Origin of the sequence: Glutamicibacter sp. TV12E (assembly GCF_052441935.1) — a bacterium.
Classification (GTDB): Bacteria; Actinomycetota; Actinomycetes; order Actinomycetales; family Micrococcaceae; genus Glutamicibacter.
Window position 1 is genome coordinate 1,260,490 of sequence record NZ_JBQVVF010000001.1, and the last position, 10,225, is coordinate 1,270,714.

16 protein-coding genes are annotated in these 10,225 nt (G+C 58.3%); all 16 read left to right on the forward strand.

Translation table 11 applies throughout. The features are described 5' to 3' along the window. Nucleotides 1–306, forward strand: coding sequence for a hypothetical protein (locus ACT7DV_RS05840; RefSeq protein WP_444661293.1), 306 nt, complete (start codon nucleotides 1–3; stop codon nucleotides 304–306). Then, on the forward strand, nucleotides 303–665 hold the full coding sequence (locus ACT7DV_RS05845; RefSeq protein ID WP_444661294.1) for a hypothetical protein: 363 nt from the start codon (nucleotides 303–305) through the stop codon (nucleotides 663–665). Before ACT7DV_RS05840 ends, ACT7DV_RS05845 begins: the two co-directional genes overlap by 4 nt. Further along, nucleotides 662–898: a hypothetical protein gene (locus ACT7DV_RS05850; RefSeq protein WP_444661295.1), complete on the forward strand. Its 237-nt coding sequence runs from the start codon at nucleotides 662–664 to the stop codon at nucleotides 896–898. The genes ACT7DV_RS05845 and ACT7DV_RS05850 overlap by 4 nt, the downstream gene beginning before the upstream one ends. Then, entirely contained in the window at nucleotides 895–1,179 is a 285-nt protein-coding gene (locus ACT7DV_RS05855) for a hypothetical protein (protein ID WP_444661296.1), read from the forward strand. The genes ACT7DV_RS05850 and ACT7DV_RS05855 overlap by 4 nt, the downstream gene beginning before the upstream one ends. Then, on the forward strand, nucleotides 1,176–1,493 hold the full coding sequence (locus tag ACT7DV_RS05860) for a hypothetical protein (RefSeq protein WP_444661297.1): 318 nt from the start codon (nucleotides 1,176–1,178) through the stop codon (nucleotides 1,491–1,493). The genes ACT7DV_RS05855 and ACT7DV_RS05860 overlap by 4 nt, the downstream gene beginning before the upstream one ends. Before the next feature lie 26 nt (nucleotides 1,494–1,519). Beyond that, a complete protein-coding gene (locus ACT7DV_RS05865; protein WP_444661298.1) occupies nucleotides 1,520–1,843 on the forward strand; it encodes a hypothetical protein in 324 nt (107 codons plus the stop codon). Then, nucleotides 1,836–2,342 (forward strand): hypothetical protein, encoded by a 507-nt coding sequence (locus tag ACT7DV_RS05870; RefSeq protein WP_444661299.1) that lies wholly within the window; start codon nucleotides 1,836–1,838, stop codon nucleotides 2,340–2,342. Before ACT7DV_RS05865 ends, ACT7DV_RS05870 begins: the two co-directional genes overlap by 8 nt. Nucleotides 2,343–2,677: 335 nt before the next feature. After that, nucleotides 2,678–2,965, forward strand: coding sequence for a hypothetical protein (locus ACT7DV_RS05875; protein ID WP_444661300.1), 288 nt, complete (start codon nucleotides 2,678–2,680; stop codon nucleotides 2,963–2,965). Between the two features lie 81 nt (nucleotides 2,966–3,046). Then, a complete protein-coding gene (locus ACT7DV_RS05880) occupies nucleotides 3,047–4,438 on the forward strand; it encodes an HNH endonuclease (protein WP_444661301.1) in 1,392 nt (463 codons plus the stop codon). 80 nt (nucleotides 4,439–4,518) lie between these two features. Then, nucleotides 4,519–5,202, forward strand: a complete 684-nt coding sequence (locus tag ACT7DV_RS05885; protein ID WP_444661302.1) for a hypothetical protein — start codon at nucleotides 4,519–4,521, stop codon at nucleotides 5,200–5,202. 118 nt (nucleotides 5,203–5,320) lie between these two features. Further along, nucleotides 5,321–5,620 (forward strand): HNH endonuclease, encoded by a 300-nt coding sequence (locus ACT7DV_RS05890; RefSeq protein ID WP_444661303.1) that lies wholly within the window; start codon nucleotides 5,321–5,323, stop codon nucleotides 5,618–5,620. A gap of 141 nt (nucleotides 5,621–5,761) precedes the next feature. Next, entirely contained in the window at nucleotides 5,762–6,049 is a 288-nt protein-coding gene (locus tag ACT7DV_RS05895; protein WP_444661304.1) for a hypothetical protein, read from the forward strand. A 12-nt stretch (nucleotides 6,050–6,061) separates the two neighbouring features. Beyond that, entirely contained in the window at nucleotides 6,062–6,529 is a 468-nt protein-coding gene (locus tag ACT7DV_RS05900; RefSeq protein ID WP_444661305.1) for a hypothetical protein, read from the forward strand. Beyond that, nucleotides 6,493–7,146: a terminase small subunit gene (locus tag ACT7DV_RS05905; protein WP_444661306.1), complete on the forward strand. Its 654-nt coding sequence runs from the start codon at nucleotides 6,493–6,495 to the stop codon at nucleotides 7,144–7,146. The genes ACT7DV_RS05900 and ACT7DV_RS05905 overlap by 37 nt, the downstream gene beginning before the upstream one ends. Further along, on the forward strand, nucleotides 7,091–8,926 hold the full coding sequence (locus ACT7DV_RS05910) for a hypothetical protein (protein ID WP_444661307.1): 1,836 nt from the start codon (nucleotides 7,091–7,093) through the stop codon (nucleotides 8,924–8,926). The genes ACT7DV_RS05905 and ACT7DV_RS05910 overlap by 56 nt, the downstream gene beginning before the upstream one ends. A gap of 13 nt (nucleotides 8,927–8,939) precedes the next feature. Continuing rightward, nucleotides 8,940–10,205 (forward strand): phage portal protein family protein, encoded by a 1,266-nt coding sequence (locus tag ACT7DV_RS05915; RefSeq protein ID WP_444661308.1) that lies wholly within the window; start codon nucleotides 8,940–8,942, stop codon nucleotides 10,203–10,205. Nucleotides 10,206–10,225: the final 20 nt, after the last annotated feature.

Genomic DNA, 10,225 nt, shown 5'->3' on the forward strand with positions numbered 1-10,225 from the left:
ATGACTAACGAAAACATCACCGTCCAGGACCTTGGGGAAGAAACCGATCTTTTCATCGTCACAGGGACGACCGATGCGCACAGCGCGGATGAAGCAGTCCGCACCTATATTGAGAAGCTGACCGGCGAGACGATCGAGACGTTGCAGGATGCTGACGACCTGGTGGAGTTCCGCATCTCGTTCCGAACCGATTGGGCATGGAAGCCGGGCCCCAACGCTGAAGACCCGATGGACGGCGCGACACTCGTCCGGGAAGAACGAGGAGAAGGCCTTCCGCGTTTCGCTGGCTTCATGGTGCAGGCATGAGACACCACGGCAAGCCGCTCTTCGTGAGCGTCCTTGGATTCGGGACGGTGGTTCTCCTGGTCATCAGTGGACTGGGATTGAGCATCGCTGCCAGCTTCCACGAAGTCTCCAAGACTTGCACCGTCACGGGTAAGGAATCGGTGGCCCAGGGCGAGGAAGGCCACGAGTACCGGGTCTATACCGAGCAATGCGGCACCCTGGCCGTTAGGGATGACTGGATTCGTGGCCGCTTCAACGCTGCCGATGCCTACGGGCAACTGCAGCAGGGGCGCACTTACGACCTGGTGACCTTGGGCTGGCGGATCCCTATCTGGTCGATCATGCCGAACATCTACAAAGCTTCTGAGGTGTCGCCATGACAACGATGATCGAAGCCCGCAGGTTGAACGGCACGGATCTGGGAAAGAAGGTTGGGGCCTTCGGCGTATTGCAGGCCGTCGCTCATCGCGTGGTGGCCATACAGGCGCCTGAAGAGCATGAGCAGCAGTTGCAGAAGGTCGTGGTCATCGAGGCCAGTGCTGGAACGTTCATGGTGTGGCCGTCGTCCAAGGTCGAAATTACTGCCGTGTACTCGCCGGAGGTGAAGCCATGACCTGGTCAACTCTGGAAGCCCTGTTCAACGTGTACATGTGCGGATTGCTCATCGTGTTCATCGGTGGATTGATTGTTTCTGGGTTCGCGAAGATGGATGTTCTGTCTAACACTCCTGAAGAAGGCCGCCGCGTTCTCAAGCACTCGGCACGATTAGTGATGTTCTGCTGGGCCTGGCCGTTGATCCTCGCCGCTCTAGCCCTAATTGGGCTGTGGCGGCTAGCGGACTTCCTAGTCGAGCATGCCGAAGTGGAAGAACTCTGGAACCGGGGCAAAAAATGAGCAGCCGGAACATTGCCCGCGCCATCGACATGGCCCAGCACGCAGCACACTGCCACCGTACAGGGCAGCCACGATTGGCAGCCCTGTACGAAAAGAACTGCCGGGAAGCCATGCTTCTGGCCAAGCGCGAGATCCGAAGCATGCGTATCCAGGTGAACCCGTTCCGGGCCTTCCTCTACATCGCAGAAGACATAAATGGCGTCGCGGAAATGGTGGCTGGCGCCGTATCGGAGATGACTGCAGCGGTGTCCAGAAATATTGTCTCCCAGCCAGTGAAGTCCGATTTCGTGCTAGTTGGGCCAAGCCAGCAGTAGCAGACCTACCAGAACAGGAAAACAAGATGAAACCAGGAATCATCAACCTTGCCAAGATCAACCACTTGACGCAGCGCGACGCTATCTCCGAGTGGTTGTTGGCCAATGGCGTTAGGCATCTTGTACCGAGTGATTCACGAGTGATCATCACCGGCAACAAATTCACCGTGGAAGTCTACGACCACGCCCGCCTCGGTCAGAAGAACAGGAAATGGTCTCAGAAGCGACGCAACGGTCAACCATACTTGCCCATCAAAACCCGCACGTATCGCATCAGGGTTCCGCTGCAGATGCCGGAACGAGGCCAACAATTACCGGAAGTTTCATGGAAGGACGAACACAATGACTAACGCCCCGCTTAACCTGGTCGCGGTCGAAGCGGCCGCCAAGGCGATCTTTGATGTTCGCGATGACGAGTTCGATCTCGACGAGTGGGAGGACCTGGACGCTACACGGCGGGAGCGCTATGAATGCGACGCACGGGCCGCATTGTCCGCTTACCGAGACGCCCTACCGCCGACCCTGGTTGCCGAGGCGATCGACAACCCTGGCGAGAGCGTTCACGATTTCGTGAGTCTGCCCGACGTGTACCAGTTGATCGACGACCTCGCCGCCGCCCAGCCGCAGGTGAACGCAGAAGAAGAGATTTACACCGTGGTCGTCAAGAACACCCGGAAATCTGATGGTTACGGATACTTCGAATATCCCGGATGCACCCCCGAAATCGGCACGCTAGACGAAGCACGCAAAATGCAGGAGTGGCTCAAGGACGGCTGGCCAGAACGACCTGACAGCCCTTACGCCAGCGAGATTGGCATCTACAAACTCACGCAGGTGAACGATGCCTAACATGCTCTACCCGTGGTGCCTGATGCTCGGTCATCACTGGGAATTTATACGCAAAAGCCGGAACTACCTGCACTATGAATGCCGAATGTGCGGGCGACGAAGCAAGGAAGACCGCTAATGTCCAGGAATAGCCGACGTGTCCGAATTCGGTTCACCACGTTCAGCCGCGCAACACCTCCGGGGTACGGGCAGGCGAGTATCCGGACCTACAACATTCCTAAAGGGCGAGCTCGTGTGAGGTACGCGGGTATCCGTCTAGCTGAACCGCTCCGCGTCACCACGTTCGGCCTAGTTCCAGCAGCACTAAATTCATGCGGAACGATAAGGAAGCGGTCATGACCAGGGCAACCAAATCGAGCGGCCGGCATGAGAGCCAGGAAACCCCGGAGATGAAGCTGAGCCGGATGATCGGCGAGCTGAATTCGCGGGGCAACGGACGTAAGGAATTCCACGCCAAGGTGATCACCTCAAACGGAGAACGGTTTGAAGCGATCATGACCGGCGCACTGCACAGGGCCGGATCCCCGATTCAGTTAGTCAACGTTTCACCCCACGCCGCCACAGGGTATCCATACCCAACACGAACCATCGTCATTCATGCACAAGCATTGCAAGGCGCTTGAAATGCAAGCAGCAAATTCACGGGCACCGCCAGGTATCCCAGACAAAGCAAGAACTTAACAACGAAAGGAGGGGAATAGGGAGTGTCTTTCTTCCAGGTAGATGACAAGCTGCACGTGAATGAGAAGGCGCGTGAGCTTGCAGAGGCTGCATTGGGTGGCGATCTGACCGGCATGGCAGCGATGGGTTTGTGGACGATGGCTGGAAGTTTCAGCCGCGACGCGAAAACGGACGGCAAACTAACTGAAGTGCATCTGATGAAGATCCTGCTCAATAAGCAAGCAGTTGATCTCTTAGCAGCACAACTGGTCAGAGCCGGACTGTGGCACGCGTCCGGCCATGGGTGCGAGAAATGTCCAGAGATCCCAGCCGGTTCATACGTTTTCCACGATTGGTTCCAGTTCGCTTACGATACGGCCGAGGATGAGAAGCTCAAGCAGGCAAAGGCCAAGGAGCTGAAAGATCCTCAATTGCGCGCTCAGGTGTGGGCTCGCGATGCTACCGATTTCCCTAAGTGCTCCAGGGGCAAGTGCCGCTATTGCGGTGACTTGGTTTATCGGAAGACGACTAAGGGCGAAAAGCGCCCTGAGATCGAACATGTTGACCCCAAAAAGGCCATCGGTATTCAAAACCTTGTTCTGTCCTGTGGAGCATGCAACCGAGAAAAGGGGAAGCGTACTCCCCAGCAAGCAGGGATGGTTCTGCTGCCCGCTCCAGTTAGAGAAGAAGCTCCTGCTCCGTTGAGCTCGACGATCGCGCCAGAAGGCTCGCAGAACGTCGCTCCAGAGCAGTCGAACTCGACGATCGCGCCGCAAGGCTCGCAGAACGTCATTCCAACTGTTGAGCCAGGGCAGCAGAACCTCGCTTCAGGCTTCGGCCTCATCCTTGACACCACCATTGAAGCTCCTGCTCCGTCGAGCTCGACGATCGCGCCGCAAGGCCCGCAGAACGTCGCTCCGGAGCAGTCGAGCGTTGAGGCGGCCACCGAGGGTGAACCATCTGAAGCTTATGCCTGGATGCGCGAAGAAGACCCTGATTTACCGGCTGCAATAACCAGAACCTCGACCAGCCGTGGTCCAGACGCTGGTCAGGAGCGACCAGAGCCAGACCAGCCGAATGGAGCTATCCACGGGCCTGCGCAGGCGCGGGTACGGGCTGGTGGGGTAGGGAGGGGTGGGGATGGTCAAGGGGCCCGGCAGGGTCAGCCCGACCCGAGCCTTGATTCCTCCAAGCCTCGAAGATCCAGATCCAGACGTAAACGAGGAAGACGAGGAAACCAGCAACCAGACGTGATTAGTAACCATGCTGGGGCTGCTCCTGAAGTTCTTACTGGTGGGAAGTTCGGATCTCCGTACAAGGGAGCTCATGGATGGCAGGAAGAGGCACCGAATTCAGTTTGCGAGATTCACGGGTTGCACCTGCCTTGCCGAAAGTGTGAAGACGAAGTTGAACTCAGGTACCTGGAGGGGGAGTAGCCATGTCGGCACATGTTGATAGCCCAGAGTGTGAGTGCTGGGGATGTGTCTCGCGCCAAGCTCATGAAGCGGGTGTGTGCGTGGTGCACGCCAAAGGCTGGGGTCTGGGCCCGGCGCCGGTCACAGGTGTCGGATCGAGGGTTTGCCATGAGTGCGAGGACCGGATGCGTTCGGATCTGAGGCTTGTGGCTGAGCGGTGGGATGCGGCGCAGGAGGGCTTGCTCCCAGGGCAAGGATCGGGAGGACGGCAGGGGACAGCGGTATCAGCACCGTTGCCGATCCGTGTGCATGTGGTTGATGCAGTGATCAAGGCCAGCCGCCAGGTATGGAAGATCGTGCCCTTGCTTCTGGACGAGTACCCTGATGTGCGATTGCCCGATGACCAATCCACGCCCTCGATCGCCGAGTGGCTGTATCGGTGGCAGGTGCTCAGAGTGGTGCAGATTCAGGATGCCAGTAAGGTGCTGAAGGCCTATTGGTATGCAGCCGAGGCCGCAGATCAGATAGCCCGGGTAACCATAGCTGATGCCCCAACAGTAGAGCTGCCCGTGCCAGACCAGTGCAAGGCCCCCACGCGTCTAGCGGATGGCAGCATAGCCATGTGCGGGGGAGACCTGGCCACCATGTGGGACCAGACAGGGAAGGCCAAGACCGTGGTCTGTACCACCGACAGGTCGCACATGATCCCGTGGGACTCATGGGCTAAGTCCATGGCAGCACGTAGACCGAGAGGCGCTAGACCCCGGAATCATGCGGGAATCTAGTTCCTTGACTTAGCATGATTAAATTAGTGATGAAGTGGAATCACTGACTCCAGCGAAGCCCGACTGTTCCCCAAAGCAGTCGGGCTTCGTCATGCCCAGGACACTGGAGGTGCACGAGATGAACATCAATCAAGCACCAGTCAAGCCATGGAGCGGACGAGCTGCAGGTGAAGCGCTGAGACAGGTCAAGGCGCAAGGCAGACGAAACCAAACTCCATGTGTCATCTGCAACCAGGGCATCGACTACTCGTTGAAGTACCCACACCGACAGTCCTGCAGCGTCCAGCACGTCAAATCACGAAAGCAATTTCCACAGCTCACGTGGGACCCAGCCAACTGGGCACCGGCACACCTCGACTGCAACCGAGCTGCCGGCGCACGAGTTCAGACCGGACTCGGAGTCACCGATGATTGGTGACCTCGGCCGAGGCGAACCCCAAAAAAATCCAGCGCCCTGCCGAGCGGACACTTCACGCATTGCAGTTTCCTCTCCCCCCGGGAAATTTTGAACCGATATTCAGTCTGACAAGGCATTATGGCGGTGAAAGTGAACCCGCCAATGCAGAAAGGTAAGGAAATGCGCGTTATTGACCCTGACGGAACCCATCTTCCTGACAGGACCCATCGTGATGCGGTCTGCCAATTCTTGGAAGCCAACGGCATTGATCCGGAAGACATTGCTAGCCGGCCGATGGTCTATGACGGCCGCGCTCTCCGTGTCCGTGCGGACTACGTGCCACGCATAGATGGATTGCTTATCCCCGATAGATCGCAACACGGATACGTGATCATCCCGATCTGGTACAAGGTCCACCGGGAAGCAACGCCGCGCCGATACGGCATATAGAGCGGCAATCCCATGAAGGACCGCCCCAAGATCATCCAACTACACGGCAGCGGTCATGCCATCAGAGAGATTGCCCGAGACCACGAGGTATCCCGCAACGCTGTCCGCCGGGCGCTCGCCGAAGACGCCCGAATGGAATACTGGCGGCCGAGTGCTTCCGAGGAATTCGAACCGGCTGTTCGTGACGTTCTCGCCGACTACCCCCACATGTCCGTGCCGGATATCGCGACCATGATCGACTGGCGCAAATCCCGCCGGACGCTCTCAGATCTTGTCGCGAAGCTTCGTCCCGAATACATCGAGCGGGCAGAATCCGAAGCGGCAGACGATGGAAACATCTCAGCGGTCAGCATGGACTCTTTGCGAGCTGGCTCATTCAAGGCACTCAATGTTCTTGGCTGCGGCGATCTTGAAGCCCACGAGCTGACTGCCAAGGAGGTGGAATGGTGGACCGAGCTGAAGAACGCGACCCACGTCTAAACCCGCCCGAACGGCTTCCCGACAACGTCAAAGCTGTCTGGGATGAAATTGTGGCCAGTAACGATGTAGCCGGCACCGTAGACCGCCAGGCACTTGAAGCGTTCTGCTACCTGGTGGCAAGGATGCGGCAGGCTCAGGAACGGATCGAAGAGGAAGGCATGGTGGTCCGCGACGCTCGCGGCAAAGTCCAGCCACATCCCGCGCTAGAAGTAGAACGCAAACTAGCCGAGCAGATCCGCGCCTGGGGAGACCGCTTCGCACCGCTGGTCAAGCCAACCAGGAAACGCGGCTACATGGCCGACGCAACCGCCGCAGCCGTGGCCAACGCCCCACACCTGCAGGGCGAAGACGGCAAGAAGTACGCGGGCTTGATCGCCGCTGCTAGGACTCAAGCATGGTTGATTGATGAAGCGCAGCGCGACTCGATGGAAGCGCTCAACGAGGCGGTCATCAAGATCATGCCGCAGTACATCAAAGCCTGTTCGGAATTACAGATCACCCCAGCATCCTTGAGCGTTGGCGTCGCGCCAGAGACTCAGAAGCAAGACAAGGGAGGCGGCAGTGGCAGCAACGTCTCAAGCCTCCAGGAGAGGGCAAACCGCCGCCGGACAGGCTAAGAAAAAACGGCCCAAGCTGTACGGCAAGGAACTGCCACGCGTCTTCACGCCGCCCCTGAGGCCGCTGGAACCGCGCTCGCCGGAGACGGAGCAGTGGACGCTTGGCTACGACGTGATTGACTTCGCCGAAGAGGTTCTGAAGATCACGCTGTATCCATGGCAGAAGTGGCTGCTGGTGCACATGCTGGAGCTGCTTGAAGATGGCCAGCTGCGATTCCGTACCGTGATCGTCTTGATTGCCCGCCAGAACGGCAAGTCCACGCTGTCGCAGGTCCTAGCAATATGGATCATTTGCGTGTGGGGCTGGCCCCTGGTGCTGGGCACTGCCCAGGACTTGGAAACTGCGGAGGAAGTCTGGCAGGGCGCCGTGGACATGGTGGAGGAGTCCGAGGAGCTTTCACCGCTGATCGACAAGGTTGTCAAGGTCAATGGCAAGAAGGCTTTGGAGATCATCCGTGATGTCGAGGATTATCGTCAGGTCAAGAAGCGCAGCAAGACCCGGTACAAGGTCAAGGCAGCCAACCGAAAAGCTGGCCGTGGCTTTACCGGAAACCTGATCCTTCTCGATGAGCTTCGCGAACATCAGAACTGGGATGCCTGGGGAGCGATCACCAAGACGACGATGGCCCAACTTGAGGCGCTGGTTTTGGCGCTGTCCAACGCGGGCGATGTCACCAGCGTAGTCCTTCGGTACTTGCGCCAGATGGGACACGAAGGTGCTGGCGATCCGGACGGAATTTGCCAGTCCGGAGAAGACCTGCTGCCTGATGTCATTGACCTTGGCATGAGCAAGGAAGATGACCCAGATGATGAAGGGTACGACGAGGACGACGAGTGGGAACAAGAACCTGAAACGCTAGGTCTCTTCGAGTGGTCGGCACGTCCTGGCTGCTCCAAGTGGGATCGTGATGGATGGGCCCAGGCCAATCCCTCAGTGGGATGGAACCCGGGATTCACGGAGCGCACTCTCGTTGCTGCCTGCAAGACTGATCCGGAATGGGTGTTCAGGACCGAGTGCATGTGCCAGTGGTCGGATGGCGTTCTGGAAGGGCCATTCCCACCTGGAGTGTGGGAGGAAGGCCAGAACAAGCCCGAGGTCGGGCCGGACGGAACGACCCACATCGCCGAGGAAGACAAGATCGTCTCCGACGTGACAGTGGGTCTGGCACAGTCCAGCGACCGCGAGTACGTCTACATGGCCCGTGCAGGGTACAGGGCAGACGGGCACCCTCAGGTGGAGCTGGTAGCGGCCAGGCATGGCACTGAGTGGACTTTCGGTTACCTGATGAACTCCAAGCGCCGGGACTCAATCAAGGGCGTCACAGGGCAGTCTAAGGGCGCTCAGGTTTCGGCGCTGATGGAAGATCTTGGTGAGGCCAAGAGCGATCCCGAATTGCCATTCGATGTGCCCGTGATCCCTTGGCAAGGCACAGATCTGACGAACGGCTGGGCGCGGTACATGGACTTCGTCACCCAGAAGAAGCTCCGGCATCACAAGCAGCCACCGCTTGATCTGGCAGCCACCACGGCTGTCTTGAAGACCTTTAGCGGCGGCGCAACGATTCCCGATGACAAGGCCTCGCCTTCGGACACTGCGCCGTTGATGGCCACTGTGGCCGCTCTCTGGCTGCTCACTCGCAAGGATGATCGTGAATTGCCGCCACCTCCTCCGCCGGCGGCTGTGAAATCGGCTGATCTGGACACGTCATATGGGAACTATTCAGGTGGGGCGGCCGCTGGCCAGTCATTCTCCTCTGACATTGGTTCTATCGGATTCTGAGAAAGGAGGGACATTGAGCGCACCTACGAACGAAACCGGGTATCAGACTTCAAACTTTTTCGCCTACAGCAGCGACGAGGATACCCAGGAACTTCAATGGCCAAATAACATCGAGATCTACGACAAGATGCGGCGCCAGGATTCACAAGTCATGTCGGTTCTCCGTGCAGTCACACTGCCGATTCGTCGAACTATCTGGCGAATCGAGCCCAACGGGGCCCGACCTGAAGTAGTCCAGATGATCTCCGAAGATCTGGGGCTGCCTATCAAAGGCGAAACAGCATCAACGGCACCGCGTTCCCGGGATCGGTTCTCCTGGAAAGAGCATCTGCGCCTTGCTCTGCTGATGCTTCCCTTCGGCCACGCGTACTTCGAGCAGGTTTACCGCATCGATGAGCAAGGCATGGCACGGCTTCGAAAGCTCGGCTACAGGCCGCCACGAACGATCTCGAAAATAGACGTCGATCGAGATGGCGGATTGAAGCGGATCTACCAGCACGGCGACCAAGCCGGGAACAAGAATGCAATGGACGTTGACCGACTGGTCGCATACGTCCTGGACCGCGAAGGCGGCAATTGGCTTGGCCAGTCGCTGCTTCGGCCAGCATATAAATTCTGGCTGCTCAAAGACCGCATGCTCAGAGTGCAGCTGCAATCAGTAGATCGAAACGGCATGGGATTCCCGGCATACACCACCGGAGATCTCCCCGAAAATCTGCCGGCGGATAAGTACCAGGAGCTCAGGCAGCAGGAGATCGACGCTGGATTGCAAATAGCCAAAGGCGTGCGATCTGGCGAAACCTCCGGCGCTTCCATGCCCAAGGGAGCGAAGCTTGAACTGCTCGGCGTCTCCGGCCAGTTGCCAGACGCCGAGAAGCCTATCCGCTACTACGACGAGCAGATTGCCCGCGCAGTGCTAGCGCACTTCCTGAACCTTGGCACCGAAACCGGTTCCTGGGCGCTGGGAAGCACATTCGCCGACTTCTTCACATTGTCGCTCCAGACGATTGCCGGAGACATCGCGGAAACCGCCTCGCAGCACATCGTCGAAGACATCGTGGACCTGAACTTCGGTCCTGAAGAGAGAGCGCCATTGGTGACATTCGATGAAATCGGATCGCGCCACCCAGCCACAGCCGAAGCCATCAGGGCCCTCATTGAGTGTGGAGTCCTGACAGCTGACGGCAACCTTGAAACTCACGTGCGAACGGTCTACGGACTGCCTGAAGCAGACCCTGAGACGGCCCGCAAGAACACCTCAGAAACCACCGGGGGGTAGCGAGCATGAAGAGATCGAAC

Bases quoted from the DNA above. Each gene is read 5' to 3' on its own strand.
- ACT7DV_RS05840 (WP_444661293.1), top strand. From the start codon at position 1: ATGACTAACGAAAACATCACCGTCCAGGACCTTGGGGAAGAAACCGAT.
- ACT7DV_RS05845 (WP_444661294.1), top strand. From the start codon at position 303: ATGAGACACCACGGCAAGCCGCTCTTCGTGAGCGTCCTTGGATTCGGG.
- ACT7DV_RS05850 (WP_444661295.1), top strand. From the start codon at position 662: ATGACAACGATGATCGAAGCCCGCAGGTTGAACGGCACGGATCTGGGA.
- ACT7DV_RS05855 (WP_444661296.1), top strand. From the start codon at position 895: ATGACCTGGTCAACTCTGGAAGCCCTGTTCAACGTGTACATGTGCGGA.
- ACT7DV_RS05860 (WP_444661297.1), top strand. From the start codon at position 1,176: ATGAGCAGCCGGAACATTGCCCGCGCCATCGACATGGCCCAGCACGCA.
- ACT7DV_RS05865 (WP_444661298.1), top strand. From the start codon at position 1,520: ATGAAACCAGGAATCATCAACCTTGCCAAGATCAACCACTTGACGCAG.
- ACT7DV_RS05870 (WP_444661299.1), top strand. From the start codon at position 1,836: ATGACTAACGCCCCGCTTAACCTGGTCGCGGTCGAAGCGGCCGCCAAG.
- ACT7DV_RS05875 (WP_444661300.1), top strand. From the start codon at position 2,678: ATGACCAGGGCAACCAAATCGAGCGGCCGGCATGAGAGCCAGGAAACC.
- ACT7DV_RS05890 (WP_444661303.1), top strand. From the start codon at position 5,321: ATGAACATCAATCAAGCACCAGTCAAGCCATGGAGCGGACGAGCTGCA.
- ACT7DV_RS05895 (WP_444661304.1), top strand. From the start codon at position 5,762: ATGCAGAAAGGTAAGGAAATGCGCGTTATTGACCCTGACGGAACCCAT.
- ACT7DV_RS05900 (WP_444661305.1), top strand. From the start codon at position 6,062: ATGAAGGACCGCCCCAAGATCATCCAACTACACGGCAGCGGTCATGCC.
- ACT7DV_RS05905 (WP_444661306.1), top strand. From the start codon at position 6,493: ATGGTGGACCGAGCTGAAGAACGCGACCCACGTCTAAACCCGCCCGAA.